The organism is Streptomyces sp. NPDC037301, assembly GCF_055602785.1.
Window position 1 is genome coordinate 153,159 of the sequence record NZ_JBVJWD010000009.1, and the last position, 26,196, is coordinate 179,354.

A 26,196-nucleotide genomic window follows, 5' to 3' on the forward strand; every position below is an offset into this window, starting at 1 on the left:
CGGCCCGGTCATCCGGCCGGAGCCTCCAGCAGGGTGCGCAGTCGTGTCGTGCGGTCCTGGGCCGGGGACTGGGCGACCGCGCGCTGGAGCGCCTGATCCACCCCGTGCACGACGGACAGATGCCGCTCCCCGCGGCTGAAGGCGGTGTACACCCAGGAGCGACTCAGCCCCTGGGCGGCGTCACCCGGCAGCACGACGACCACTGCGGGCCACCGCATCCCGGCCGCCTGGTGGGCGCTGAGGGCCCAGCCGTGGCGTACGGACGACTCCACACGCTCCTTCGGTACGACGACCTTCGTGCCCCCGCATTCCAGATGCAGGCCCTCGGCGTCGGCCGAGACGACCACCCCGGGCACGGTCCTGCCGGGCGTCGGGACATGGACGACACGGTCGCCCGGGTCGAAGCCGCCGAACCGCCCCGGCCCGGGGTTGAGCCGCTGCTTCAGTGCCGCGTTCAACGCCCGGGTGCCCGCCGAGCCGCCGTGGCCGACGGTGATCACCTGGGTGTCGGCCGACGGTACGCCGATGGCGCGCGGCACCGAGTCGGCGACCAGTTGCACGGTGCGGTGCACCGCCTCGCCCGCGTCGCGCACGGGGACGATCACCACCTCCTTGCCGGGCGCCGCGACCTGGTTCAGCTCGCCGATGCCGATGCCGGAGACCAGTTCGCCGATCGGTCCCGGATCCGGCGTACGGGACACGATCTGCGGGCAGGCACGGGCATCCAGCACATCGGCGAACACCCGACCCGCACCGGCCGAGCCCAGCACGCCCGGGTCGCCGCTGAGCACCAGCCGGGTGCCGTCGGCCAGCGACTCCACGAGGATCGCGGCGGTCTCGACGTCCAGCTGCGGGGCGTCCAGCACGACGAGCAGGTCGACGGCGATCGCCCCCTCCTCGTCCCGTCCCGGGCCCTCCGCACCGGAGAGCAGCCCGGCGAATGTGACGGCCGCCGACGGATCGCCGGTCGCCTCGGCCAGCCGGCGCCTGCCGTCGACGCTGTGCACGGCCCCCAGGGCGCGCAGCCCGAGGCCGCGGGCCGCGGTGATCAGCGCGGCGGGTTCGGCCCTGGCCGCCTCGCCACCGGTGTGCGCCACGAGGCCATGGGCCGCGACCGCACGGATCAGCTCGGCCGCCGACGGGGAGCCCGCGGCCGAGGCCGGCTCCGTCCAGTCGGCGTCCTTCTCACAGGCGTTGACCAGGCGGGCAAGACCGTCGGCGAGGCTCTCCTCGGCGAGTGCGTACCGGTCGAGACCGAGCAGCACCTGCACCGGTTCCTGCCCGGCCCGGTCCTCCGCGCCTCCTTCGGCTTCCTCGCCCGGTTCCGCGAGTGCCTCGGACTCCTGGTCGTCCTGCCCGTCCTGGAAGACCAGGACGACGCCCTCGGCGACGGCGTGCTGTACGGCCGAGTCGGGGTCGGTCACCGAGCGCTCGGCGAGCGCGGCACGTACCGCCGCCGCGTCCAGTGCCGTGTGGCCCTGGAGCGCGGCCCGCTCCAGCAGCCAGCCGACCAGGGCCGCGGTGCGCCGCTCGTCGTCCGGACCGCACTCGGCGCCCAGCACGCCCCGTGCGAAACCGTCGGCCTGCTCGGGCCTGACTCCCGGCACGGCCAGCAACTGCCACGGGTCCTCGCGCAGGGCATCGGCGGCCTGCGCACCGAGGGCCTCGGCCGCCGGGCCCGCCAGCGCTCCGGGCGCACCGCCCTCGGTCAGTACGGCGGCCACCGCGGCGACAGCTTCCGGTGAGGCACCCTGCGGAGCCGGGGCCTGCTCGGGCGCGCGGGGGCGTACCGGAGCGGGCGTGGGAGCGGCCCGGCGAGGGGCGGCGGGTGCGGGCGAGTCGAAGAACGCGGCGGCGGGCTTCTCACCGCTCTCCACGGCACGCACGGCCGCCAGCAGATCGGCCGCCTGGCCGCTCAGCTTCGCACCGGCGGCGATGGGGCCTTCCTTCTCGGCCTTGCGCTTCTCGATCCGCTCCCTCAGCTCACGCTGGGCGGCGAGCTCGGCCTCGGCCTCGGAGAGCGGTGCGGGGGCGGCAGCCGCCCCGTCCACGGCGCCGTCGGCCGTGGCTGTCCCGTCGGTGTCGGTCGTGCCGCCGGTCTCGTCGGCCGCTTCATCGGTGTACGTCATGCCGTCGGCCCCGGCGCCGGCTTCGGCTGCTTCCTCGGTCCCGGAGGTCCCGGAGTCGTCGTCCTCCGTCTCCGCGGCGCCGACGGCGTCATCGGCCGTCGTCGATCCCTCGCCGCCGTCGTGACCCTCGTCCTCCGGGGACGGAGCGGGAACGGCGGCGGAGGGGGCCGCGACAACGCTGTCGTCGTCGGCGGCCGGGGAGCCGGGGGTTTCCCCCCGGGGAAGCGCAGTCACAGCGTGCTCCAGTCCTGGTCGGGATAGCGGTGCACGGGCGCCGACACATCGTCGAGCGCCTGGCAGATCTCGTCAGGAAGACTAAGCGCCTCCACTGACAATGCCTCCATGAGCTGCTGCGCGTTGCGCGCGCCGACGATCGGGGCCACCACTCCCGGCCGGTCCCGCACCCAGGCGAGAGCTACCTGGAGTGCCGTCGTGGCCAGGCCGTCGGCCGCCGTCGCCACCGCGTCCACGATGCGGCTCGCCGGGTCGTCGAGATACGGCTCGACGAACGGGGCCAGCAGCTCCGAGGCGCCGCGTGAGTCCGCCGGAGTGCCCGTCCGGTACTTGCCGGTCAGGACACCCCGGCCCAGCGGGGAGGAAGGAAGCAGCCCCACACCCAGATCGAGCGCGGCCGGCAGCACCTCGCGTTCCACACCCCGCTGCAACAGGGAGTACTCCATCTGGGTGCTCGCCAGCCGGGTGCGCACCCCGGGCGACGCGAGCTGCCAGGTCGCCGCCTTGGCCAGCTGCCAGCCGCAGAAATTCGACACCCCCGCGTACCGGGCGCGGCCGGTGGACACGGCCAGGTCCACCGCCTGAAGGGTCTCCTCCAGCGGAGTCACCGGGTCGAAGGCGTGGATCTGCCACAGATCCACGTAATCCGTACCGAGCCGTTCCAAGGAGGCGTCCAGCGCGGCCAGCAGATGGCCGCGGGATCCGTTGAACCGGCGGTACGGGTCGGCCACGCTGCCCGCCTTCGTCGCGATGACCAGATCGCGCCGTGGCACCAGGCCCTCGGTGAGCCGCCCGAGCAGATATTCGGCCTCCCCACCGCCGTACACATCAGCCGTGTCGACCAGCGTGCCGCCCGCTTCCCAGAAGGCTTTCAGCTGTTCGGCAGCGTCGTGCTCGTCGGTGTCCCGGCCCCAGGTCAGGGTGCCGAGCCCGATCCGGGACACTCGAAGGCCGGTGCGGCCGAGATGCCTCTGCTCCATGTGCGCTGAGATTACTGGCCAGAGCCCCACTGGGCGGAGGCCTGTGGACAACCCGGCATCAAGTCGCCCCTGCCGGAACCCGTTGCCGCGCGCTAGAGTCCGAAGCTCAGGGACGTTACTGATCAGTAAGGGGAGCGGCTATGCGGCTCGGCATCAATCTCGGTTACTGGGGCGCGGGAATGGACGGCGACAACCTCGCCGTCGCCCAGGAGGCCGACCGGCTCGGTTACGACGTCTGCTGGGCGGCCGAGGCGTACGGCTCCGACGCGCCGACCGTGCTCTCCTGGGTCGCCGCCCAGACCGAATCGATCGACGTCGGCTCCGCGATCATGCAGATCCCGGCCCGCCAGCCCGCGATGACGGCGATGACCGCCGCCACCCTCGACTCGCTCTCCGGCGGCCGTTTCCGGCTCGGCCTCGGCGTGTCGGGACCGCAGGTCTCCGAGGGCTGGTACGGCGTCAAGTTCGACAAGCCGCTGGCCCGCACCCGGGAGTACGTCGAGATCGTGCGCAGGGCGATGTCCCGTGAGCGGCTGTCGTACGAGGGGCAGCACTGGACACTTCCGCTGCCGGACGGTCCGGGCAAGCCGATCAAGCTCACCGTCCACCCGCAGCGCGAGCACATCCCGCTCTACATCGCCGCGATCGGCCCGAAGAACCTGGAGCAGACCGGCGAGATCGCCGACGGCGCGCTGCTGATCTTCCCGTCCGCGGAGCACCTTGAGGACACCGCGGTGAAGTACCTTCGGGCGGGCCGCGAGAAGGCCGGCAAAACCCTGGAGGGCTTCGACGTCTGCCCGACGCTGCCGCTGGCCGTCGGTGACGACATCAATGGCCTCGCGGACATGTTCCGTCCGTACACCGCGCTGTACGTGGGCGGTATGGGCAGCCGCAAGCAGAACTTCTACAACCAGCTCGCGCAGCGCATGGGGTACGAGAAGGAAGCCGCCGAGATTCAGGACAAGTACCTGTCCGGAGACAAGAACGGCGCTGCTGCCGCTGTGCCGCACCAGCTGATCGACCAGACCACGCTGCTCGGTTCGGTCGAGCGGATCGCCGAGCGGATGCAGGCATATGCCGCGGCGGGTGTCACGACGCTGACTCTGGCTCCGGCCGGGTTCACGCTCGATGAGCGGATCACGGCTCTGCGGGCCGGTACGGATGCGCTGGAGCGGTCCGGACTCGCGTAGCGCGGGATCCGGACTTCCGGGGCCTCCCGGGGCTCCGGGACGGCGCTACGGCCGTGGTGGGGGCTCGGGGGTCCTCCCCGCCACGGCCGTTACGCGGAACAACGCGTTCGGGGGCGTGTGGTTACGCCGAACGGCGTGCGGTTCGGTGCGGGGCCGCCGGGCTGACGGTTGCGTCCTCGATCGCCGGACGGGCTGGAGCGTTGCAGGCCGTCCGGCGCAGCCGGAAGGTGCTCCTGTTGCCCGGGTGGGCGTGTCGCATTTGACTGGCGATGGGCGGATGCCGGTACGGAGGTGGCAGTGATGCTCTCGGCAAGGAACCTGTTCCAGGAGATTCTCGACGAGGACGAGTCGTTCCGGCTGTTCTGTTCCATCGCGGCCAGCGGGGAGTCCCAGGGTGGCTGGGAGAACGGGCGTATCGCGGCCCTCGTGCCCGAGAGCCAGCGGGCCCTGGCGCCCAAGATCGCGCGGCACGGCGCCGACGAGGACAAGCACGGCCGGATCTTCAACGCGCTGCTGAAGAAGCGCGGGCTGCAGCCGGTCGAGGTTCCGCACGAGACCGACTACACGATGCTGCTGGAGAGGCACGGCATCGGCCTCGCCCATGAGCAGCTGGGGCGCCAGGAGCGGCTCTCCGAGCGCGACATCATCACCTACCTCGCCCACAGCCGGGTCACCGAACAGCGAGCCTCCGAGCAGATGACGCTGCTGCGCAAGTACTTCGCCGACCACCCCGACCTCGGCCGCGCCGTGAAGATGATCTCGAACGACGAGGACAACCACCTGGCTTACTGCCATGAGGAGTTGCTCCGCTTCGCCCGCTTCGGACACGGCCGCACGATCCAACGCATTCTGCGCGAGTGCGCGCTCACCGAGATCCGGGTGTACCGCGATGTCAGTCTCGCCGTGATGAATCACATGGGCCGCATCCTGCACTGGCCCCGGGCCAAGACGGCGGTGCTGGCCGCGGGGATCCACGGGGTCTACGCGTACGAACGGCTCGTGGGGTGGCGGCGCATGGTGAGCCTGGCGCCGCCCGAGCGGCGCGACGCACTGGGCGGTCCCGCGACGCAGGCGCCCGAGTTCGCCTGATCCGGGCGCCGCGCCCGGCCGCCCGTCAGAGCCAGCCGCGGCGCTTGAACTGCCGGTACAGGCCGAAGACCACGGAGCCCATCAGCACGATCACCGCCGGATAGGCCCACACCCAGCGGAGCTCCGGCATGTGCTCGAAGTTCATGCCGTAGATCCCCGCCACCATGGTCGGTACGGCGGCCATCGCCGCCCAGGCCGAGATCTTGCGCATGTCGTCGTTCTGCCGCACGCCCACCTGGGCCAGCTGCGCCGAGAGGATGTCGGAGAGCAGCCGGTCCAGCCCCTCCACGTACTCGTTGGCGCGCGTCAGATGGTCGCTCACGTCGCGGAAGAAGGGCTGGGAGTGTTCGTGGACGAACGGCACCTCCGCGCTCGCCAGCCGGGCCATGGGGGCGCTCAGCGGACCAGTGGCACGGCGGAACTCCATGATCTGCCGCTTGAAGGTGTAGATACGGGACGCGGTGTTCTTGGTGTCCACTGCGCCGGTCGGCGCGAACACCTCGGTCTCCAGCTCCTCCAGGTCGACCTGGAGCTCGCCCGCCACCTCGATGTAGTGGTCGACGACGGCGTCACTGATCGCGTACAGCACGGCGGTCGGCCCGTGCTTGAGAACCTCCGGCTCGGACTCCAGACGGCGGCGTACCGCGGCGAGCGGGGCGCCCTCCCCGTGCCGGACCGTCACGACGAACGAATCGCCGATGAAGGCCATCAGCTCGTCGGTGGTGACCGTGTCGCTCAGGTGCTCGTACACCACCGGCTTGATGACCGCGAAGAGCGAGTCGTCGTACACCTCCAGCTTGGGCCGTTGGTGCGCGCTCAGGGCGTCCTCCACGGCCAGCGGATGGAGTCCGAACTCGCTGCTGACGAGCTCGAATTCCTTCTCCGTCGGCTCGTGCAGACCGATCCAGAGAAACGCGTCCCCGGTGGCCCGTGCCTCCGCGAGGGCATCGGAGAGGTCGGCGGGGCCTTCGGTACGACGCCCGCCCCGGTAGATCGCACTGTCCACAATCACGGCGCGCATTCTTCCCTGCTCCGGTCCCTGGCGCACCTCACCGGCGGCAGCGGCCTACGCTGGCCCGTATGCCCACCCTGATCCTCGTACGCCATGGACGCTCCACCGCCAACACGGCCGGGGTGCTCGCGGGCCGCACCCCCGGTGTCGCGCTCGACGAGCGCGGTGCCGCCCAGGCCGCGGCGCTGCCCGGGCGGCTGGCCGCGCTGCCCCTCGCCGCCGCCGTCAGCAGCCCCTTGGAGCGCTGCCGGGAAACCCTGCAGCCACTGCTCGAAGCCCGGCCGGGACTGGTGCTGCACACCGAGGAGCGGATCAGCGAGTGCGACTACGGCGACTGGTCGGGGCGCAAGCTGGCGGAACTCACCGACGAACCGCTGATGAGCGTCGTGCAGCAGCATCCGTCGGCCGCCGCGTTCCCCGGCGGCGAGTCCATGCGCGCCATGCAGGCACGCGCCGTCGACGCGGTACGGGACTGGAACGCGCGGATCGAGGCCGAGCACGGTGACGACGCGGCCTATGTGATGTGCTCGCACGGCGACATCATCAAGGCCCTCGTCGCCGACGCGCTCGGCATGCATCTCGATCTCTTCCAGCGGATCCACGCCGACCCCTGTTCGGTCACCGCGATCCGCTACACCAGGCTGCGGCCCTTCCTGCTGCGGCTCGGCGACACGGGGGACCTCGCCCCGCTGGCGCCCCGTGAGCACACAGCCGGAACGGACGAGGGCCGGCGCCCGGCGGCGGACGCCGATGCGGACGCGGCGGTCGGGGGCGGCGCTGGGGCGCCGTGATCGCTTTGCGCAGTAGGGTGGACGCGCCGTAGGCGCCCTTTCCGGGGAATCCCCCGGACCCCGGCCGCCCCTCATCTGCCGTCAATTTTCAAGGGAGACAGGACGTGTCCCGTCAGGTGTTCCTCTACGACCCCCCGGACCGCTTCGTGGCCGGTACGGTCGGGTTGCCTGGACGTCGTACGTTCTTCCTGCAGGCATCCTCAGGCGGACGCGTCACCAGCGTGGCCCTGGAGAAGACTCAGGTCGCCGCGCTCGCCGAGCGCATCGACGAACTGCTCGACGAAGTGGTGCGGCGGACCGGCGGGAATTCTCCGGTGCCCGCCGTGGCTCCGATGGATGTCACCGACACCGCGCCGCTCGACGTGCCCGTCGAGGAGGAGTTCCGGGTCGGCACGATGGCGCTCGCCTGGGACGGCGAGGAGCAGCGCATGATCGTCGAGGCGCAGGCGCTGGTCGAGCTCGACGTGGACTCCGACGACGATCTCGCGGAGGCCGAGGAGCGGTTGCTCCAGGACGAGGAGAACGGTCCGCCGATGCTCCGGGTCCGCCTCAGCGGCGCGCAGGCCCGCGCCTTCGCCAAGCGCGCCCTGGATGTCGTGAACGCCGGGCGCCCGCCGTGCCCGCTGTGCAGCCTGCCGCTCGACCCGGAAGGACACGTATGCCCGCGCCAGAACGGATACCGTCGCGGAGCCTGACCGGCACCGAGCTGGTCACCCTCCTCACCGAGGGCCGGCTCACCGTGCGCGGCCAGATCCGTGGGGCGTCCAACGCGGTGCTCTACTGCACGGTCGCCCACGAGGGCGACGAAGTGACATGCGTCTACAAGCCAGTGGCCGGCGAACAACCCCTGTGGGACTTCCCGGACGGCACGCTCGCCCAGCGCGAGGTGGCCGCGTACGAGGTCTCCGAGGCGACCGGATGGGGGCTCATACCGCCCACCGTGCTGCGGGACGGGCCGTACGGCGAGGGCATGTGCCAGCTGTGGATCGAAGCGGCGCCGGACAGCGACGAGTCCTCCGCGGACGGCTCGCCCCCGCTCCTGGCGCTCGTCGAGGACGAGGAGCCGGGGGAGGGCTGGAAGGCCGTCGCCCTCGCCGAGGCCGGGGAGGGGAAGACGGCCCTGCTGGTCCACGCGGACGATCCGCGGCTGCGGCGGCTGGCGGTCCTCGATGCCGTGATCAACAACGGTGACCGCAAGGGCGGCCATCTGCTGCCCGCACCCGGCGGCCGGCTCTACGGCATCGACCACGGAGTGACCTTCAACACCGACGACAAGCTGCGCACCCTGCTCTGGGGGTGGGCAGGGGAGCCGTTGACGGCCGAGGCCGTCGAGGTCGTGGACCGGCTCGGTGCGGAGCTGGCGCCCGGGAGTTCGCTCGTCACCCGGCTGGCCGAGCTGATCACGGCGGTCGAGATCGAGGCCCTGCGGGGACGCGTGGAGGGGCTGAGGACGTCGGGGAAGCACCCGGAGCCCAGCGGTGAGTGGCCGTCGATCCCCTGGCCGCCGGTGTGACGAGATCAAGCCACTTCGGTGGTTGGGGAGCGGGGGTACGCGGGTGGGACCCGTGCCGGAGCAGATGAACCCACACCGCGCAAGACCGCCTCTTCGGTCAAGATCCGGCATCCGGTTCGTATCCGGAACATGCATCCGGTTACGCTCGTGACATGCATGCCTGGCCCGCTTCTGAGGTCCCCGCCCTGCCTGGCAAGGGCCGCGACCTTCGGATCCACGACACCGCGACCGGCGGACGGATCACTCTTGACCCCGGTCCCGTCGCCCGTATCTACGTCTGCGGCATCACGCCGTACGACGCGACCCACATGGGTCATGCGGCGACCTACAACGCGTTCGACCTCGTCCAGCGCGTGTGGCTCGACGCCAAGCGGCAGGTCCACTACGTCCAGAACGTGACCGACGTGGACGACCCGCTGCTGGAGCGGGCCGTGCGCGACGGTCAGGACTGGACCGAGCTCGCCGAGCGCGAGACGGCCCTGTTCCGCGAGGACATGACCGCCCTGCGCATGCTCCCGCCGAAGCACTACGTCGGTGCCGTGGAGGCGATACCGGGCATCGTCCCGCTCGTCGAACGGCTCCGGGACGCCGGCGCCGCCTACGAACTCGACGGGGATGTGTACTTCTCCGTCGAGACCGACCCGCACTTCGGCGGGGTCTCCAACCTCGACGCCGAGGCGATGCGGCTGCTCTCCGCCGAGCGCGGCGGCGACCCGGAGCGCCCCGGCAAGAAGAACCCGCTCGACCCGATGCTCTGGATGGCCGCCCGTGAGGGCGAGCCGAGCTGGGCCGGGGCCTCCCTCGGCCCCGGCCGCCCGGGCTGGCACATCGAGTGCGTCGCGATCGCCCTGGACCACCTCGGCATGGGCTTCGACGTCCAGGGAGGCGGGTCCGACCTCGCCTTCCCGCACCACGAGATGGGCGCCTCGCACGCCCAGGTGCTGACCGGCGAGTACCCGTTCGCCCAGGCGTATGTGCACGCCGGAATGGTCGCCCTGGACGGCGAGAAGATGTCCAAGTCCAAGGGCAACCTGGTCTTCGTCTCGAAGCTTCGTCATGACGGCGTGGACCCGGCGGCGATCCGGCTCGCCCTGCTGTCGCACCACTACCGGTCCGACTGGGAGTGGACCGACCAGGTGCTCGCCGATGCCGTCGAGCGGCTCGGACGGTGGCGTGCAGCCGTCTCCCGGCCCGACGGACTGCCCGCCGAGGCCCTGGTCGAGGAGGTCCGCGAGGCCCTCGCCGACGACCTGGACGCACCGGCCGCCCTGGCGGCCGTGGACCGCTGGGCCGAGAGCCAGAACGCAGAGGGCGGTACGGACGAGGGCGCACCGGGCCTCGTCTCACGCACCGTCGACGCGCTGCTGGGCGTCGCACTGTAGTGCCGCGCACGGTGACAACCCGCTGATCGCCATCCGATGAGCCGGCCTTGGACTTCTCGACGAAGTTCAGGGCCGGTTCCGTTTTGTCCGTGGTCAAATGCTCGATGCTGCGCTAAAAGCGCTCTATGCAATCATCAACGCGCATCAGAACGGCGGCACTTGCAGCCTTGCTGGGGCTGATGGCCGTCTTCGCGGGGCCCGGCGCAGCCCAGGCCGGCGCCGCCGAACCGGACACCACCACGGTCGGCGACCTCACCGGATTCTCCGCCGACGGATCCGTCTACCACTTGAGGGCCGGCGCCGCCGAGGCCCGTGTCAGCTTCGTCTCCGCCGAGACCTTCCGTATCGAACTCGCCCCGGACGGTACGTTCTCCGACCCGACCGGCGACGACATAGTCATGCCACAGGGCACCCCGCCGCACACCCGGTGGAAGGAGCGCAGCGACCGCTATGAACTCTCCACCGGCAGCGTCACCCTGCGCGCCTACAAGGCGCCCCTGCGCTTCGCGCTGTACCGGGCGGACGGCACCCAGGTCTGGTCCGAGGCCAAGGGGCTGAGCTGGGACGGGAAGCAGACCACCCAGACCCTGGCCCGCGGCGCGGACGAGCAGTTCTACGGCGCCGGAATGCAGAACGGCCGCGGCAACACCTCGCACCGCGACCGGACCGTCGAGGTCGGCGTCGACTACAACTGGGACGACGGCGGCCACCCCAACTCGGTGCCGTTCTACCTCTCCTCGGCGGGGTACGGCGTCTTCCGTAACACCTATGTGCCGAACACCTATGCGTTCACCGACCCGGTGACCACCAGTGCGAAGGAAAAGCGCTTCGACGCCTACTATTTCGCGGGCGACAGCGCCAAAGACGTCATCGGGCAGTACACGAAGCTCACCGGCAAGCCCTTCCTGCCGCCCGTGTACGGAATGGAGATCGGCGACGCCGACTGCTACCTCCACAACGCCAATCGCGGCGAGCGCCGCACCCTGGACTCCCTGAAGATCGCCGACGGCTACGTCGAGCACGACATGCCGAACGGCTGGATGCTCGTCAACGACGGATACGGCTGTGGCTACGAGGACCTCGCCGAGACCGCCAAGGGCCTCCAGGACCGCGACATGCAGCTCGGCCTGTGGACCCAGGACGGCATCGACAAGATCGCCGAACAGGTCAAGGCGGGTCAGCGGGTCGCCAAGCTCGATGTCGCCTGGATCGGCTCCGGGTACAAGTTCGCGCTCGACGGCTGCAAGGACGCGTACAAGGGCATCGAGGACAACAGTGACGCCCGCGGCTTCACCTACGCCCCCGAGAGCTGGTCGGGTGCGCAGCGCTGCGGCGTCCAGTGGTCCGGCGACCAGTACGGCACCTGGGACTACATCCGCTGGCAGATCCCGACCTACGCCGGCGCCACGATGTCCGGTCTCGCCTACACCACCGGCGACGTGGACGGCATCTTCGGCGGCAGCGCCAAGACGTACACCCGTGATCTCCAGTGGAAGATGTTGCTGGGCACCACGATGACCATGGACGGCTGGGCGGCCAGCGACAAGCAGCCCTACCGGTACGGGGAGCCGTACACCTCCATCAACCGCGACTACCTCAAGCTCAAGGAGTCGCTGCTGCCCTACCAGTACTCCTACGCGCACGAAGCGACGACGACCGGCGTCGGCATGGTCCGCCCGCTGGTCCTCGAATACCCGGACGACCCGAAGGCGGCGACGGACGCGGCGAAGTACGAATTCATGTCGGGCGAGGACTTCCTCGTCGCGCCCGTCTACCAGGACAGCACCGAGCGCAACGGAATCTATCTGCCGAAGGGCACCTGGACCGACTACTGGAGCGGCCGCACGTACGAGGGGCCGGCCACCGTCGATCACTACAGTGCCCCGCTCGACACCCTGCCGCTGTTCGTCAAGGGCGGTGCCAGTGTGCCGATGTGGCCGGGCATCCGCTCGTACAAGGACCGCACCGCCGACTCCCCGCTCGCCTGGGACATCTACCCGCAGGGCAAGTCGTCCTTCACCCTCTACGAGGACGACGGTGTCACCCGGCAGCACCGCGACGGCAAGTACGCCACACAGACCGCCGACGTCGACGCACCGGTACGGGGCGCGGGCGACGTCACCGTGCGGATCGGTGAGAGCAAGGGGGAGTTCACCGGCAAGCAGAGCACCCGCCCGTACGAGTTCAGCGTGCACACCGGCTCCGCGCCGAGCGCGGTCAAGCTCAACGGCAAGCTGCCCCGGCTGGGTTCCGCGGCCGCGTACAAGGCCGCGAAGCAGGGCTGGTGGTACGACCAGGACGACCGCGGCGGTGTCGTGAAGATCAAGACTGCGCTGCTCTCCACCGGCAAGAAGTTCTCCGTGAAGCTGGAGAACACGAGCGCCGTCGGCGGGAGGAACGCGGCCGCGACCGCCGTCGTCTCCGCGCAGGCCGGGCAGGAGATCGGCGCTGGGGTCGAAGGCACCGTCGCCGTCGATGTCACCGCGGGCAACGCCGACGTGACGGACGCCGCGGTCACCCTCGACGTTCCCGAGGGCTGGCAGGTCACCCGGGCCCAGGCCGTGGACCGGATTCCGGCGGGCACCACCCGGCGGGTCGAGGTGTCGGTCACCCCGGCCAAGGACGCCACGGCGGGGGAGGCGAGGATCACCGCACTCGCCCGTTACCGGGCGGCCGGCGAAGCCCGTACCTCCGTCCAGCGGTTCGCTGCCGGTGTGATGCCACCGCCGCCCACCGGTGAGGCATGGGCGAGCGATCTGGTGTGGCTGAAGTCGGTCAATGGATACGGGCCCGCCGAACGGGACCGCAGCAACGGCGAGTCGGGAGCGGCCGACGGACACCGGCTGACCCTCGCGGGGAAGACGTACGACAAGGGGATCGGCACCCATGCCGACTCCGACATCGAGGTATATCTCGGCGGGCGCTGCACCGCCTTCACCGCGGACGTGGGGATCGACGACGAGATCAACGGCTACGGCGAAGTGGCGTTCTCCGTCGAGGCGGACGGCAAGGTGCTGTGGACCTCGCCGAAGGTGACGGGGGCGTCGGCGACCGTACCGGTCGACGTGAAGCTCGACGGTGCGCGCCATGTGCACCTGAAGGTCACGGACACCAATGGATCCAAGACCGGTGACCACGGGGACTGGGCCGCGGCGCGGTTCACCTGTTCCTGAATGACCCGGACAGCGCAGGAGCGCCGGGCGGGGATGTACCCGCCCGGCGCTCCGCCGGTCTCATCAGTCCTCCGAGGATTCCTCCGACGAATCCTGTGGGCCGCCGTCGCTGTCCTCGTTCTCCTGGTCGGCCGATGGCTGCCGGCCGGGCCCGCTCGTGGGCGGCGAGCCGGGTCCCGTCTCGCCCCCGGTGTCCGGACGGACCGGCTTCGGAGGACGGGTGCGGCCGCTGGAGGTGTCGCGCAGATACGAGGCGTCGCCGCTCTCCGTCGCATGCCCGCCGGGCGCCTGGCCCGGACCGACGTCCCGGCGGCGCAGATAGCGCTCGAACTCCCGGGCGATGGCCTCGCCGCTCGCCTCGGGAAGCTCCGCGGTGTCCCGGGCCTCCTCCAGCGTCTGCACGTACTCCGCCACTTCGCTGTCCTCGGCGGCCAGTTGGTCGACTCCGAGCTGCCAGGCACGCGCGTCCTCGGGCAGCTCGCCCAGCGGGATGCGCAGACCGAGGAGATCCTCCAGGCGGTTCAGCAGCGCGAGGGTGGCCTTCGGGTTGGGCGGCTGCGACACGTAGTGCGGCACCGCCGCCCACAGGCTCACCGCGGGCACGCCCGCGTGTGTACAGGCCTCCTGAAGGATGCCGACGATGCCCGTAGGACCCTCGTATCTGGTCTCTTCCAGGTCCATGGTCCGCGCCAGATCCGGGTCGGAGGTGACTCCGCTGACCGGTACCGGGCGGGTGTGCGGGGTGTCGCCGAGCAGTGCGCCCAGGACCACCACCATCTCCACGCCCAGCTCATGGGCGAAGGCCAGGATCTCGTTGCAGAACGAGCGCCAGCGCATGGACGGCTCGATACCGCGGACCAGGACGAGATCGCGGGGCTTGTCCCCGCCGATGCGGACCACGGAGAGCCGGGTGGTCGGCCAGGTGATCTTGCGCACCCCGCCGTCCAGCCAGACCGTCGGCCGGTTGACCTGGAAGTCGTAGTAGTCCTCGGCGTCCAGCGCCGCGAACACCTCGCCCTTCCACTCCCGGTCCAGGTGCGCGACCGCCGTGGATGCGGCGTCACCTGCGTCGTTCCATCCCTCGAACGCGGCCACCATGACCGGGTCGATCAGCTCGGGTACCCCCTCGAGCTCGATCACCCAGGCCTCCTTCCGAAGTTCCCTTGCGTACGCACCAACCTTACGGCTTCCGGCCACTCTCGCCGCAGCCCCTGTGCACAGCCGGGTGAACCTGACCCGGGAGTGTGCATCACCGGTCGAATCAGGGCATCAGTCTCTGAATACATCCGAGCTGTGTCCGGTCAATTTCGTTCCAACCCTGGACGTTGGGGCCTTCGTGACGCTATACATCGGATGACCAGAGCAGAGGTCCGATGTTATTCCCCTGGGGGCGCACATGAGTCAGACCGTCACGGATTTCGAGGTCCACGACATCCGTTTTCCGACCTCGGAGCAACTGGACGGCTCGGACGCCATGAACCCCGACCCCGACTACTCGGCTGCCTATGTCGTACTGAGCACTGCTCCCACGGACGGCACGGGCGGCACCGACATCGAGGGGCATGGCTTCTGTTTCACCATCGGGCGCGGCAACGAGGTGATGGCCGCCGCCATCGAAGCGTTGCGCCCGTACGTGGTGGGGCGCCCGGTGCCCCGCACCGCGGCCGACCTCGCCGCGCTGCACCGTGAGCTCACCCATGACTCCCAACTGCGCTGGCTCGGCCCCGAAAAAGGTGTGATGCACATGGCGGCCGGCGCGGTCGTCAACGCCGCCTGGGACCTGGCGGCGAAGCAGGCCGGCAGGCCCGTCTGGCAGTTCCTCGCCGAGATGACGCCCGAGGAGCTCGTCTCCCTCGTCGACTTCCGCTATCTCACCGACGCCCTCACCCCCGATGAGGCCCTCACGATTCTGCGGGCCGCCGAACCGGGCCGGGCCGAGCGCGCCGAGCGGCTGCGCGCCGAGGGCTACCCGGCATACACCACCTCGCCCGGCTGGCTGGGATACACCGACGACAAGCTGGTCAGGCTGGCGAAGGAGGCCGTCGCCGACGGCTTCACCCAGATCAAGCTGAAGGTCGGCGGCAATCTCGGCGACGACGTCCGCAGACTCGCCCTGGCCCGCGAGGCCGTCGGCCCGGACGTCCGGATCGCCGTCGACGCCAACCAGCGCTGGGACGTCGCCGACGCGGTGAAGTGGATGACCGCGCTCGCGCCGTACGACCCGCACTGGATCGAGGAGCCGACCAGCCCCGACGACATCCTCGGCCACGCCGCAGTCCGCGCCGGTCAGCCGGTCAAGGTCGCCACCGGCGAACATGTCGCCAACCGGGTCGTGTTCAAACAGCTGCTGCAGGCCGGAGCCGTCGACTTCGTCCAGATCGACGCGGCCCGTGTCGCGGGCGTCAATGAGAACCTGGCGATCCTGCTCCTCTCCGCCAAGTACGGCGTACCGGTCTGCCCGCACGCGGGCGGTGTCGGACTGTGCGAGCTGGTGCAGCACCTCTCGATGTTCGACTATGTGGCGGTCTCCGGCAGTTGGGAGAACCGTGTGATCGAGTACGTCGACCATCTCCACGAACACTTCGCCGACCCCACCGTGATCGAGTCCGGCCGTTACGCCGCCCCGAGTTCCCCGGGCTTCTCCGCCCGGATGCTCCCCGAATCGATCGCCGCACACCGCTATCCGGAGGGCCCCGTATGGCAGGCCCGCCGCACCACCGAGGAGGATGACCGATGACCGGCACAAGCGACTTCGAGGGCATGAACGCCCTGGTGACGGGAGGCGCCTCCGGCATCGGGGCCGCCGTGGCGACGATGCTGCTGGCGCGCGGTGCGCGCGTGGCCGTACTCGACCGTGAGACCGCAGGCGCCCCCGACGGCACGCTCGCTCTCAAGGCGGACGTCACCGACGACGCGGCCGTGCGCGAGGCGGTCGACCTGGCCGCCGGTGAACTGGGCGGTCTGCACTCCGTCGTGTCCAACGCGGGCATCGGTTCCATCGGCACGGTCGAGGACAACGCCGACGACGAGTGGACCCGGGTCCTGGACATCAACGTCCTCGGCATGGTCCGCACCGCCCGGCACGCCCTGCCCCATCTGCGGCGTGCGGCGGTTGACCGCCCCGGTGCCGTCTCGATCACCCAGACCTGCTCGATCGCCGCGACCGCCGGACTGCCGCAGCGCGCCCTGTACAGCGCGAGCAAGGGCGCGGTCCTCTCGCTGACGCTTGCGATGGCCGCCGACCATGTCCGTGAGGGCATCCGGGTCAACTGCGTCAATCCGGGCACCGCGGACACCCCGTGGATCGGGCGGCTCCTGGGCAAGGCCGACGACCCGGCCGCTGAGCGAGCCGCGCTGGACGCCCGCCAGCCGCTGGGACGGCTGGTCTCGGCCGACGAGGTGGCCGCCGCGATCGTCTACCTGGCCAGCCCCGCCGCCGCCTCGGTCACCGGCACGGCACTGGCCGTCGACGGCGGAATGCAGGGCCTGCGCCTGCGCCCCGCCGAGAACTGATCAAGGGTGCGCGGCCCTCGGGCCTGTCCGGCGGACCAGGGCCGGACAGGCCCGAGCCGCACAGACGGGCCGCACCCCTGTGCACCATGCACCGCCGCTTTGCCAACAGAGCTCCGAGCCGGTACTCCACAAAGGACGGGACACCAATGAGAGTGCGTACGACGAGTGCGGCAGCCTGCGCCGTACTGCTGGCCGTCACCGCCCTCGCGGGCTGCAACCGCGAGTCCACTGCTGACGGTGAGGGCAGCGGGAAGGTCGGCATCGACCTGCCGCGCAGCGACAGCGACTTCTGGAACTCGTACCAGAACTACGTGGAGAAGGGGGTCAAGGCGGGCGAGGTCAAGGCGCTGCCGCTGACCAACTCGCAGAACGACATCGGCAAGCTGGTCGCCAACGTCCAGACCTTCACCGACCAGGGCGCCAAGGCCGTCGTGATGGCACCCCAGGACACCGGTGCGACAGCCGAGTCGCTCAACATGCTGAACGAGAAGAAGATCCCGGTCATCAGCGTCGACACCCGCCCCGACAAGGGCAACATCTACATGGTGGTGCGGGCCGACAACAAGGCGTACGGGACCAATGCCTGCAAGTACCTCGGCGAGCAGCTGAAGGGCAAGGGCAAGGTCGTCGAGTTCCAGGGCGACCTCGCCTCGATCAACGGCCGCGACCGGTCCGAGGCGTTCAAGTCCTGTATGGAAAAGGAATTCCCCGGCATCAAGGTCTTCGAGCTGGCCACCGACTGGAAGGGCGACGTCGCCTCCGCCAAGCTCCAGGCCACCCTGGCCGCCAACCCCGACATCAACGGCATCTACATGCAGGCCGGCGGTGTCTTCCTGCAGCCCACCCTCGCGCTCCTGGAGCAGAAGAAGCTGCTGAAGCCGGCCGGCACGCCGGGCCACATCACGATCATCTCCAACGACGGCATCCCGGAGGAGTTCGACGCCATCAAGGCCGGGAAGATCGACGCGACGATCTCCCAGCCCGCCGACCTGTACGCGAAGTACGCGCTTTACTACGCGAAGGCGGCCCTGGACGGTAAGACCTTCAAGGAAGGCCCCACCGACCACGACTCGAACATCATCAAGATCCCGAACGGCTTCGAGGACCAACTTCCCGCGCCCCTGGTGACCAAGGACAACGTGGACGACCCGAAACTGTGGGCCAATCAGCTAGAGAAGAAGAGCTAGCCGTGACTCCTCCCTCTCGTTGCCGAGAGGGCTTCCCTCTCGGCTCCGAGGAACCGAGACGCGGCCAAGCCCTGACCGTTGCCCGGCGGCAGGCCGCCAACATTTCTACAGCGCTTCGCTGAGAAGGGGTCTGATGGAAAAGGCACCACCCGCCGTACAGGCGGAAGGCGTTGTCAAACGCTTCGGGCCCACCGTGGCGCTCGACGGGGTCCGGCTCACCGTGCAGCCCGGTGAGTCCCATGCCCTCGTCGGTCGCAACGGTGCGGGCAAGTCGACGCTGGTCAGCGTCCTGACCGGACTCCACAAGGCGGACGCGGGCACGGTCACGTTCGGCGGGGAGCCCGCGCCCGCCTTCGGGGACACCACGGCCTGGCAGTCGAAGGTCGCCTGCGTCTACCAGAAGTCCATGGTCGTCCCCGACCTGACCGTCGCCGAGAACCTCTTTCTCAACCGTTTCGACGACAACGCCCGCTGGATCAGCTGGGGGAAGCTCCGCAGGCGCGCCGAGCGGCTCCTCGCCGACTACGGGGTCCAGGTCGACCCCAGCACCCGGGCGCGCGATCTCGCCGTCGAGCAGCGGCAGTTCGTCGAGATAGCCCGGGCGCTGTCCTTCGGCGCCCGGCTGATCATCCTGGACGAGCCGACCGCCCAGCTCGACGCCCGCGGCATCGGGCGGCTCTTCGACAAGCTGAGGGAACTGCAGAACCAGGGAGTGGCGTTCCTCTTCATCTCCCACCATCTGCAGGAGGTGTACGAACTGTGCACGGCGGTCACCGTCTACCGCGACGCCCGCCATGTGCTGAGCGCCCCGGTCGCCGACATCGCCAAGGCGGAACTGGTGGCGGCGATGACCGGGGAGCAGTCCGCCGGCGCCACCGCCTGGCACGCGGGCGGTGACGGTGCGGCGGTACGGGATCAGTCGGCTGCCCCCGTCCTGCGTACCGAAGGGCTCACTCTGGAGGGCCAGTTCGAACCGCTGGACCTGGAGGTCCGCCCCGGCGAGGTGGTCGGCCTCGCCGGCTCCGCGGCGAGCGGCAACACGGCCCTGGGCGAGGCCCTGGCCGGTATGCGAAAGGCGGGCGGCGGCACGGTCTCCGTACACGGAAGGACCGTGCGCACCGGCAGTGTGCCGCACGCGCTGGACGCCGGGATCGGCTACATCCCCGAGGACCGGCACGACCAGGGCCTCGTCCTGGAACGCAGCGTCGCCGAGAACGCCACCCTCACGGTCACCGACCAGCTCGGCCCGTGGGGGACCGTGCTGCCCTCCCGCACCAGGGAGTTCGCACGGTCGATGATCGCCTCGCTGGACATCAAGACACAGGGGCCCGAGCAGCCCGTCTCCGGGCTCTCCGGCGGCAACCAGCAGAAGGTGGTCGTCGCCCGCGCGCTGGCCCGCAAGCCGAGCGTGCTGGTGGCCGTGCGGCCCACCGCGGGTGTGGACATCAAGTCCAAGGACTCGCTGCTCGGAGTCGTGCGGCGGGTCGCCGACGAGGGGAACGCCGCAGTGATCATCTCGGACGAGCTGGACGATCTGCGGGTCTGCGACCGAGTGCTCGCCCTGTTCCACGGGCGCGTGGTCGCAACATTCGCAAGCGGGTGGACCGACGGGGAACTCGTCGCCGCCATGGAAGGTGTGGGGGAAAGGGAATGACCGGAACGGTACGGCCTCCGGCGGCCGACGGCATCGACAGCGGGCTGAAGGGCTCCCTGACGGGCGAGAGCCCGCTGGACCGGCTGAAGTTGATCCGGTGGAGCGACTTCTCCCTGGTACCGGTGATTCTGGTGCTGATGGTGATCGGGTTCATCGTCTCGCCGGTGTTCCTGACCTCCGAGAACCTGATCAGCGTCGTCCAGCAGTCCTCCGAGCTGAGCCTGCTGGTCCTGGGCCAGGCGCTGATCCTGATCTGTGGACGGATGGACCTGTCACTGGAGTCGACGATCGGCATCGCGCCGGTTGTCGCGATGTGGCTGGTCCTGCCCGCGGAGGGCGGCCGCTTCGCGGGCCTCGGCCTGCTGCCCACCTGGTCGGCGATTCCGCTCTGTCTGCTGGTGGGCCTCGCCATCGGTGCGATCAACGGGTTCCTGATGCTGAAGCTGAGGGTCAACGGCTTCATCGCCACGCTCGGCATGCTCACCATGCTGCGCGGCCTCCACATCGGCATCACCGAGGGCAAGTCCATCACCGACGTCCCGGAGTCCTTCCGCTACCTCGGCAAGAGCGAATGGCTCGGCGCACCGGCCGCCGTCTGGATCTGCCTGGCGCTGTTCGCCGTCGGTGGCGCCGCACTGGCCTGGCTGCGCCACGGACGCTCGCTGTACGCCATCGGCGGCAACCCGGAAGCGGCGCGAGCCGCGGGCATCCGGGTGGACCGGGTCACCTGGATCGTGCTCGCCATCGGCGGTCTGCTGGCGGCCTTCGCGGGCATCCTCTACACCGGCCACTACGGATCGGTCGCGGCGACCCAGGGCAACGGCTGGATCTTCCAGGTGTTCGCCGCAGCGGTCATCGGCGGCATCAGCCTCAAGGGCGGCCGAGGCACGCTGTTCGGCGCGCTGACCGGCGTACTGACGCTTCAGCTGGTGGTCAATGTGATGACCCTCGGCGGTGTCCCGGCGCTCTGGAACCAGTTCCTCAACGGTGCCATCATCATCGTCGCCCTGGTCATCTCCCGCTTCGCGAGCGGCGAGAAGCAGGACTGAACCCGTTCTCGCAGACGCCGGCGGGGCTGATTCCTCAGCCCCGCCGGCGTCTGACATGCGGGGCCCGGGAGCCCCGGTCACCCACCCGCCGCGCGCTACAGCGTCGACCGCAGCCACTGCTCGACGCTCGCCACGTGCACCGTCGCCCAGGCCCGCGCAGCCTCCGCATCCCGGTCCCGCAGCGCCGACACGATCGCCCGGTGCTCATGGAGCGTGCGGCTGACCGCGTCCTCCTGCGTCAGACCGCGCCAGACCCGCGCCCTGGTCGTCGGCCCCGACAGCCCGTCGAGCAGCGAGCAGAGCACCGAGTTCCCGGACGACTGCACGATGCCGCGGTGGAACTCCAGATCGCAGGCGACCAGCTCCTCCACCGAGGGCTGCGCACCCAGGGCATCCAACTGTGAGCTCAGTACGTCCAGTTGGGCCTCGCTGATCCGGGTCGCGGCCATCGCCGTCGCGGCCGGTTCCAGAATCCGGCGGACCGCGAGGAATTCGAGCACCGTGTCGTCGCGGTGGAAGTCCACCACGAAGCTCAGCGCCTCCAGCAGCAACTGGGGATCGAGGCTGGTCACATACGTGCCGTCGCCCTGCCGCACATCGAGAATGCGGATCAGCGACAGGGCGCGCACCGCCTCCCTCAGAGAGTTGCGGGAGAGCCCCAGCTCCGCCGCGAGTTCGCTCTCCTTGGGAAGCCGGTCGCCGGGCCGTAGCGCACCCGAGACGATCATTCCCTTGATCTTCTCGATCGCCTCGTCGGTGACAGCCATGACGGTCCTCCTGGATCCGGACTGGAATCAGACATCCGATGTCTCTCTTCATTATGCGGGTCGGAAGAGGCGGATGAACCAGTTCTGCCGCAGGTCGTCCCAGGTGCGCGGCTGCCGCGCGGTCATCGGGACCGGGCGGGGTCAGTCCCAGAGCGCGGACGGTGCCTCACGCCGTACCACCGGAGCGATGTCCTCGGCGAACCGCCGCAGCGTCTCGATCTGCTCGGGGTGGCTGAGCCCGAAGCCGTCCACGGTGATCGATTGCAGGTCGTGTCCGTACACCTCGTGCCAGCCGAGGATCTTGTCGATGATCTGCTGCGGGCTGCCGATCAGCTGGGGCCCGTCCGCGACGGCCTCCTCGATCGTCCGGAACGGCGTGTTGTAGCCGGCCCGGCCCTCCAGGTGCGGCCGGGAAGACTGCTTCACCTTCGCCTCGTACAGCTCCTTGTAGCGCTCCACCGCCTGCTGCGAACTGTCGGCGATCAGTAGCCCGCCCGACCCCGCCGCCACATGCGCGCGGGCCGGATCGTGCCCGTACGCCTCGAAGCGCTCCCGGTAGTGATCGATCAGCCGGGCGTACGCCGCGCGGGGCTGGATGGCATTGGCGGTGAACAGCGGATCGCCGTGGAGCGCCGCCAGTTCGGGGGAGTTGAGGCTGGTCGCCGAGCCGTGCCAGATGCGCGGCACTCCGGCGTACGGGCGCGGCAGGGTCGTCGTGTTCTTCAGCGCGGGCCGGAACTCGCCCTCCCAGTCCATGCCCTCCTCGGTCCAGAGCCGCCGCAGCAGCTCGTACTTCTCCTTCTGGAGGTCCCACTGCCGCTCCTCGTCGAGGCCGAAGAGGTCGAAGTGCCCGGCCTCCGCGCCCTTCCCGACGACCAGCTCGATCCGGCCCCTGGATATCTGGTCGAGCGTCGCGAAGTCCTCGGCCACCCGCACCGGATCGAGGATCGCGACGACCGTGGCACCGGTCAGGAGCCGGATGGTGGAGGTACGGGCCGCCAGTGCGCCCAGCACCACACTCGGGCTCGACGAGAGGAACGGCCCGGCATGCCGCTCGCCGATCGAGTACGCGTCGAAGCCGAGCCGCTCCGCGACGACTCCGGTCTCGATCACCTCCTCGAACCGCTCGGCGGGGGAGGGGAGCCGGCCGGTCAACGGGTGAGGGGCGTGGCCGATGAGGGACAGTACGGAGAGCTTCATGGTTCAACTGTCCCTGCGTCATATTGCACCTGTATGGCGACCGTGTGGCGCGTTCACCGGGCTGAGGGCTCCCGGACATGCGGTCGGGGCGGCCCCCACCTGGGAGCCGCCCCGACCTACGCGTTCGACCCCGTCAGCTCCGGTCGCCGAGCATGGACTCGACGCCGGCCCGGATCTCGTCCGTCGCCAGACCCCGGATCGTCAGCGTCGTGCGGCGGCGCAGCACATCGTCCGCCGTCTCGGCCCACTCGTGATCACGTGCGTAGGCGACCTGCGCCCAGATCTCCGGCGCGTCCGGGTGGATGCGCTCGGCCAGCGCCGGGTTCTCGTTCGCCAGCCGTGCGATGTCGAAGGAGAGCGAGCCGTAGTGCGTGGCGAGGTGGCGGGCCGTGTCGGCCGCCATTCGCGGACCGGGCGTACCGCCGTCGACCAGCAGCCGGTGCGCCACCGCGTTCGGGTTGGCGATGCCGGGCAGCGGGAGCTTCTTCGGCAGGCGCGAGATCGGCTCCATGTCCTCCGCGAGGGGGTGCCCGGGGAGCGCGGCCAGCTTGTTCATCACCGTACGGCCGATGTGGCGGAACGTCGTCCACTTGCCGCCCGCGACCGACAGCATCCCGCCGCGGCCCTCCGTCACGACCGTCTCGCGCTTGGCCTTGGACGTATCGCCCGGGCCGCCCGGCAGCACCCGCAGACCCGCGAAGGAGTAGGTGATCAGATCGCGCGACAGCTGCTGGTCCTTGATGGAGAACGCCGCCTCGTCGAGGATCTGCGCGGTGTCCTTCTCGTTGACCGCGACGTCCGCCGGATCGCCCTCGTACTCCTCGTCCGTCGTCCCGAGCAGCAGCATGTCCTCCCACGGCAGGGCGAACGTGATGCGGTACTTGTCGATCGGGGTGGCCAGCGCGGCCTTCCAGGGACGCGTGCGCTTGAGCACCAGGTGCGCGCCCTTGGACAGACGTATCGAAGGCGCCGCGTCCGGGTTCTCCATCTTGCGCAGGTGATCGACCCACGGGCCGGTGGCGTTGAGCACGAGGCGGGCGTTGACGCCGAACTCCGTGCCGTCCGTACGGTCCTCCAGGTCGGCGCCCGTCACCCGGCCCTTGGTGAACCGCAGCCCGGTCACCGCCGCGTGGTTCAGAACGACCGCACCCGCGTCGACGGCCGCGCGGACCGTCATCAGCGCCATCCGGGCATCGTTCATCTGGTCGTCGCCGTAGACCGCGACGGCCTTCAGATTTTCCGTACGCAGCTCCGGCACATCGCGCTGAGCCTTCGCCGGGCTGATCACATGCCCGACCCCGTCACCGAACGCGGAGAGCGCCGAGTACGCGAACACACCCGCACCGAGCTTGGCCGCGCCGTGCGGGCCGCCTTTGTAGACCGGCAGGTAGAAGGTGAGCGGATTCGCCAGGTGCGGGGCGACCTGACGGGACACCGCGCGCCGCTCGAAGTGGTTCTCCGCGACCAGCTTCACCGCGCCGGTCTGCAGGTAGCGCAGACCGCCGTGGAGCAGCTTGGAGGAGGCGGAGGAGGTGGCGCCGGCGAAGTCGCCGGCGTCCACCAGGGCCACCCGCAGCCCGGACTGCGCGGCGTGCCAGGCGGTGGAGATGCCCAGGATGCCGCCACCGATCACCAGGAGGTCGTACGTCGCCTTGGAGAGCTGCTCCCGAGTCTCGGCGCGGCTCGGAAGGGAGCCGGAGGCCGGGTGCGTCCCGAGTGACGGGACGCTCTGCAGAGTGGTCATTGTGATTACTCCTCGACTGTGCTGTCTTCGAGCCAGCCCATGGTCCGTTCCACGGCCTTGAGCCAGCTCTTGTACTCGCGGTCGCGGGTGTCCGCGGCCATGCGGGGTGTCCACTCGGCGGCCCGGCGCCAGTTGGCGCGCAGCGCGTCGGTGTCCGGCCAGAAGCCGACGGCGAGACCGGCGGCGTAGGCGGCGCCGAGGCAGGTGGTTTCGGCGACCATGGGCCGCACCACGGGTGCGTCCAGGAAGTCGGCGAGTGTCTGCATCAGCAAGTTGTTGGAGGTCATGCCGCCGTCGACCTTGAGGGCGGCGAGCTCGACACCGGAGTCCTTCGTCATGGCGTCGGTGATCTCGCGGGTCTGCCAGGCGGTCGCCTCCAGGACGGCACGGGCGATGTGCGCCTTGGTGACGTACCTGGTCAGACCGGCGATGACGCCGCGGGCGTCGGAGCGCCAGTACGGGGCGAACAGACCCGAGAAGGCGGGTACGAAGTACGCACCGCCGTTGTCCTCGACCGAGGAGGCCAGGGTCTCGATCTCGGCCGCGGACTTGATCAGGCCCATCTGGTCACGCATCCACTGCACCAGCGAGCCCGTGACGGCGATGGAGCCCTCCAGGGCGTACACCGGCTTCTGGTCGCCGATCCGGTAACCGACCGTCGTCAGCAGTCCGTTGTACGAGTTGACGGGCGTCTCACCGGTGTTCATCAGCATGAAGGTGCCGGTGCCGTACGTGGACTTGGCCTCGCCCTTGGAGAAGCAGGTCTGGCCGAAGAGGGCCGCCTGCTGGTCGCCGAGCGCCGAGGCGACCGGGACACCGTCCAGGACGCCGCCCTTGGCGGTGCCGTACACCTCGGCGGAGGAGCGGATCTCGGGCAGCACGGCCGCCGGGATCTCCATGGACGCAAGGATCTTGTCGTCCCACGCCAGGGTGTGCAGATTCATCAGGAGGGTGCGCGAGGCGTTGGTGACGTCGGTGACATGGACGCCGCCGTCCGTGCCGCCGGTCAGGTTCCAGATGACCCAGGAGTCCATGGTGCCGAAGAGGATGTCGCCGCGCTCGGCGCGCTCGCGCAGCCCCTCGACGTTGTCGAGCAGCCAGCGGACCTTGGGGCCCGCGAAGTACGAGGCGAGCGGCAGACCGGTCTCGCGGCGGAAGCGGTCCTGGCCCACGTTCCGGCCGAGCTCCTTGCAGAGCGCGTCGGTGCGGGTGTCCTGCCAGACCAGGGCGTTGTGGACGGGCTCACCGGTGTTCTTGTCCCAGAGCAGTGTGGTCTCACGCTGGTTGGTGATGCCGATCGCCTTCACATCGGCGGCGGTGATGTTCGCCTTGACGATGGCGCCGGCGACGACCTCCTGGACGTTTTCCCAGATCTCGGTCGCGTTGTGCTCGACCCAGCCCGGCTTCGGGAAGATCTGTTCGTGCTCCTTCTGGTCGACGGAGACGATCCGGCCGTCCTTGTCGAAGACGATGCAGCGGCTGGAGGTGGTGCCCTGGTCGATGGCGGCGATGAAAGGGCCGGTGGTGTGTGCGTCGGTCACGGTGTGCTCCCGGAAGTCTGTGTGGTCTTGAGGGTTACGGCTCTGTGC

General features: G+C 70.0%; 20 protein-coding genes. 12 read left to right on the forward strand and 8 right to left on the reverse strand.

Going from position 1 to position 26,196, the window contains the following annotated elements; translation table 11 throughout:
• Positions 1–8: 8 nt before the first annotated feature.
• Complete coding sequence (locus tag ACZ7IB_RS17365; protein WP_470913295.1) at positions 9–2,363, reverse strand: helix-hairpin-helix domain-containing protein; 2,355 nt, start codon at positions 2,361–2,363, stop codon at positions 9–11.
• Positions 2,360–3,343: an aldo/keto reductase gene (locus tag ACZ7IB_RS17370; RefSeq protein WP_470913296.1), complete on the reverse strand. Its 984-nt coding sequence runs from the start codon at positions 3,341–3,343 to the stop codon at positions 2,360–2,362. Before ACZ7IB_RS17370 ends, ACZ7IB_RS17365 begins: the two co-directional genes overlap by 4 nt.
• Positions 3,344–3,483: 140 nt before the next feature.
• Between ACZ7IB_RS17370 and ACZ7IB_RS17375 the strand changes: the two genes are divergently transcribed.
• Both ACZ7IB_RS17375 and ACZ7IB_RS17380 read left to right on the forward strand, forming a co-directional pair.
• Positions 3,484–4,533 (forward strand): LLM class F420-dependent oxidoreductase, encoded by a 1,050-nt coding sequence (locus ACZ7IB_RS17375; protein WP_470913297.1) that lies wholly within the window; start codon positions 3,484–3,486, stop codon positions 4,531–4,533.
• Positions 4,534–4,833: 300 nt separating this feature from the next.
• On the forward strand, positions 4,834–5,622 hold the full coding sequence (locus tag ACZ7IB_RS17380) for a ferritin-like domain-containing protein (RefSeq protein WP_470913298.1): 789 nt from the start codon (positions 4,834–4,836) through the stop codon (positions 5,620–5,622).
• Positions 5,623–5,647: 25 nt separating this feature from the next.
• Here ACZ7IB_RS17380 and corA read toward each other — a convergent pair whose 3' ends face one another.
• Positions 5,648–6,643 (reverse strand): magnesium/cobalt transporter CorA, encoded by a 996-nt coding sequence (gene corA, locus ACZ7IB_RS17385; protein WP_322108805.1) that lies wholly within the window; start codon positions 6,641–6,643, stop codon positions 5,648–5,650.
• A 59-nt stretch (positions 6,644–6,702) separates the two neighbouring features.
• On the opposite strand from corA, the gene ACZ7IB_RS17390 reads away from it, so the two are divergent.
• The 5 genes from ACZ7IB_RS17390 to ACZ7IB_RS17410 all read left to right on the forward strand — a co-directional run bounded on the left by ACZ7IB_RS17390 (position 6,703) and on the right by ACZ7IB_RS17410 (position 13,493).
• Positions 6,703–7,425: a histidine phosphatase family protein gene (locus ACZ7IB_RS17390; RefSeq protein WP_470913299.1), complete on the forward strand. Its 723-nt coding sequence runs from the start codon at positions 6,703–6,705 to the stop codon at positions 7,423–7,425.
• Positions 7,426–7,529: 104 nt separating this feature from the next.
• Positions 7,530–8,120 carry a DUF3090 domain-containing protein gene (locus ACZ7IB_RS17395; RefSeq protein ID WP_470913300.1) on the forward strand — a complete coding sequence of 197 codons (591 nt, stop codon included), beginning with the start codon at positions 7,530–7,532 and terminating at the stop codon, positions 8,118–8,120.
• The gene (locus ACZ7IB_RS17400) at positions 8,084–8,938 is read left to right on the forward strand and encodes an SCO1664 family protein (RefSeq protein ID WP_470913301.1); all 855 of its coding nucleotides are present in this window, start codon (positions 8,084–8,086) and stop codon (positions 8,936–8,938) included. The genes ACZ7IB_RS17395 and ACZ7IB_RS17400 overlap by 37 nt, the downstream gene beginning before the upstream one ends.
• A 152-nt stretch (positions 8,939–9,090) precedes the next feature.
• Positions 9,091–10,320 carry a cysteine--1-D-myo-inosityl 2-amino-2-deoxy-alpha-D-glucopyranoside ligase gene (mshC, locus tag ACZ7IB_RS17405; protein WP_470913302.1) on the forward strand — a complete coding sequence of 410 codons (1,230 nt, stop codon included), beginning with the start codon at positions 9,091–9,093 and terminating at the stop codon, positions 10,318–10,320.
• 125 nt (positions 10,321–10,445) lie between these two features.
• Complete coding sequence (locus ACZ7IB_RS17410; RefSeq protein WP_470913303.1) at positions 10,446–13,493, forward strand: NPCBM/NEW2 domain-containing protein; 3,048 nt, start codon at positions 10,446–10,448, stop codon at positions 13,491–13,493.
• A gap of 63 nt (positions 13,494–13,556) precedes the next feature.
• Here the strand turns inward: ACZ7IB_RS17410 and ACZ7IB_RS17415 are convergent, their stop codons facing one another.
• Positions 13,557–14,633, reverse strand: a complete 1,077-nt coding sequence (locus ACZ7IB_RS17415; protein ID WP_470913304.1) for a PAC2 family protein — start codon at positions 14,631–14,633, stop codon at positions 13,557–13,559.
• A 256-nt stretch (positions 14,634–14,889) separates the two neighbouring features.
• Here ACZ7IB_RS17415 and ACZ7IB_RS17420 point away from each other — a divergent pair, with 256 nt between their 5' ends.
• From ACZ7IB_RS17420 to ACZ7IB_RS17440, 5 genes are all read left to right on the forward strand, one after another.
• Positions 14,890–16,230: an L-fuconate dehydratase gene (locus ACZ7IB_RS17420; RefSeq protein ID WP_470913305.1), complete on the forward strand. Its 1,341-nt coding sequence runs from the start codon at positions 14,890–14,892 to the stop codon at positions 16,228–16,230.
• The gene (locus ACZ7IB_RS17425; protein ID WP_470913306.1) at positions 16,227–17,006 is read left to right on the forward strand and encodes an SDR family NAD(P)-dependent oxidoreductase; all 780 of its coding nucleotides are present in this window, start codon (positions 16,227–16,229) and stop codon (positions 17,004–17,006) included. The genes ACZ7IB_RS17420 and ACZ7IB_RS17425 overlap by 4 nt, the downstream gene beginning before the upstream one ends.
• 146 nt (positions 17,007–17,152) lie before the next feature.
• Positions 17,153–18,193 carry a sugar ABC transporter substrate-binding protein gene (locus ACZ7IB_RS17430; protein ID WP_470913307.1) on the forward strand — a complete coding sequence of 347 codons (1,041 nt, stop codon included), beginning with the start codon at positions 17,153–17,155 and terminating at the stop codon, positions 18,191–18,193.
• Between the two features lie 133 nt (positions 18,194–18,326).
• Positions 18,327–19,847: a sugar ABC transporter ATP-binding protein gene (locus tag ACZ7IB_RS17435; RefSeq protein ID WP_470913308.1), complete on the forward strand. Its 1,521-nt coding sequence runs from the start codon at positions 18,327–18,329 to the stop codon at positions 19,845–19,847.
• The gene (locus ACZ7IB_RS17440; RefSeq protein ID WP_470913309.1) at positions 19,844–20,896 is read left to right on the forward strand and encodes an ABC transporter permease; all 1,053 of its coding nucleotides are present in this window, start codon (positions 19,844–19,846) and stop codon (positions 20,894–20,896) included. Before ACZ7IB_RS17435 ends, ACZ7IB_RS17440 begins: the two co-directional genes overlap by 4 nt.
• A 95-nt stretch (positions 20,897–20,991) precedes the next feature.
• Here the strand turns inward: ACZ7IB_RS17440 and ACZ7IB_RS17445 are convergent, their stop codons facing one another.
• The 4 genes from ACZ7IB_RS17445 to glpK form a co-directional block, all read right to left on the reverse strand.
• The gene (locus tag ACZ7IB_RS17445) at positions 20,992–21,663 is read right to left on the reverse strand and encodes a FadR/GntR family transcriptional regulator (RefSeq protein ID WP_037700470.1); all 672 of its coding nucleotides are present in this window, start codon (positions 21,661–21,663) and stop codon (positions 20,992–20,994) included.
• A gap of 141 nt (positions 21,664–21,804) precedes the next feature.
• Positions 21,805–22,863 (reverse strand): LLM class flavin-dependent oxidoreductase, encoded by a 1,059-nt coding sequence (locus tag ACZ7IB_RS17450; RefSeq protein WP_470913310.1) that lies wholly within the window; start codon positions 22,861–22,863, stop codon positions 21,805–21,807.
• 133 nt (positions 22,864–22,996) lie between these two features.
• Complete coding sequence (locus ACZ7IB_RS17455) at positions 22,997–24,607, reverse strand: glycerol-3-phosphate dehydrogenase/oxidase (RefSeq protein ID WP_470913311.1); 1,611 nt, start codon at positions 24,605–24,607, stop codon at positions 22,997–22,999.
• Between the two features lie 5 nt (positions 24,608–24,612).
• Complete coding sequence (gene glpK / locus ACZ7IB_RS17460) at positions 24,613–26,148, reverse strand: glycerol kinase GlpK (protein WP_470913312.1); 1,536 nt, start codon at positions 26,146–26,148, stop codon at positions 24,613–24,615.
• Positions 26,149–26,196 lie beyond the last annotated feature (48 nt).

Bases quoted from the DNA above. Each gene is read 5' to 3' on its own strand.
- ACZ7IB_RS17370 (WP_470913296.1), bottom strand. From the start codon at position 3,343: ATGGAGCAGAGGCATCTCGGCCGCACCGGCCTTCGAGTGTCCCGGATC.
- ACZ7IB_RS17375 (WP_470913297.1), top strand. From the start codon at position 3,484: ATGCGGCTCGGCATCAATCTCGGTTACTGGGGCGCGGGAATGGACGGC.
- ACZ7IB_RS17380 (WP_470913298.1), top strand. From the start codon at position 4,834: ATGCTCTCGGCAAGGAACCTGTTCCAGGAGATTCTCGACGAGGACGAG.
- corA (WP_322108805.1), bottom strand. From the start codon at position 6,643: ATGCGCGCCGTGATTGTGGACAGTGCGATCTACCGGGGCGGGCGTCGT.
- ACZ7IB_RS17390 (WP_470913299.1), top strand. From the start codon at position 6,703: ATGCCCACCCTGATCCTCGTACGCCATGGACGCTCCACCGCCAACACG.
- ACZ7IB_RS17400 (WP_470913301.1), top strand. From the start codon at position 8,084: ATGCCCGCGCCAGAACGGATACCGTCGCGGAGCCTGACCGGCACCGAG.
- mshC (WP_470913302.1), top strand. From the start codon at position 9,091: ATGCATGCCTGGCCCGCTTCTGAGGTCCCCGCCCTGCCTGGCAAGGGC.
- ACZ7IB_RS17410 (WP_470913303.1), top strand. From the start codon at position 10,446: ATGCAATCATCAACGCGCATCAGAACGGCGGCACTTGCAGCCTTGCTG.
- ACZ7IB_RS17420 (WP_470913305.1), top strand. From the start codon at position 14,890: ATGAGTCAGACCGTCACGGATTTCGAGGTCCACGACATCCGTTTTCCG.
- ACZ7IB_RS17425 (WP_470913306.1), top strand. From the start codon at position 16,227: ATGACCGGCACAAGCGACTTCGAGGGCATGAACGCCCTGGTGACGGGA.
- ACZ7IB_RS17430 (WP_470913307.1), top strand. From the start codon at position 17,153: ATGAGAGTGCGTACGACGAGTGCGGCAGCCTGCGCCGTACTGCTGGCC.
- ACZ7IB_RS17435 (WP_470913308.1), top strand. From the start codon at position 18,327: ATGGAAAAGGCACCACCCGCCGTACAGGCGGAAGGCGTTGTCAAACGC.
- ACZ7IB_RS17440 (WP_470913309.1), top strand. From the start codon at position 19,844: ATGACCGGAACGGTACGGCCTCCGGCGGCCGACGGCATCGACAGCGGG.
- ACZ7IB_RS17445 (WP_037700470.1), bottom strand. From the start codon at position 21,663: ATGGCTGTCACCGACGAGGCGATCGAGAAGATCAAGGGAATGATCGTC.
- ACZ7IB_RS17450 (WP_470913310.1), bottom strand. From the start codon at position 22,863: ATGAAGCTCTCCGTACTGTCCCTCATCGGCCACGCCCCTCACCCGTTG.
- ACZ7IB_RS17455 (WP_470913311.1), bottom strand. From the start codon at position 24,607: ATGACCACTCTGCAGAGCGTCCCGTCACTCGGGACGCACCCGGCCTCC.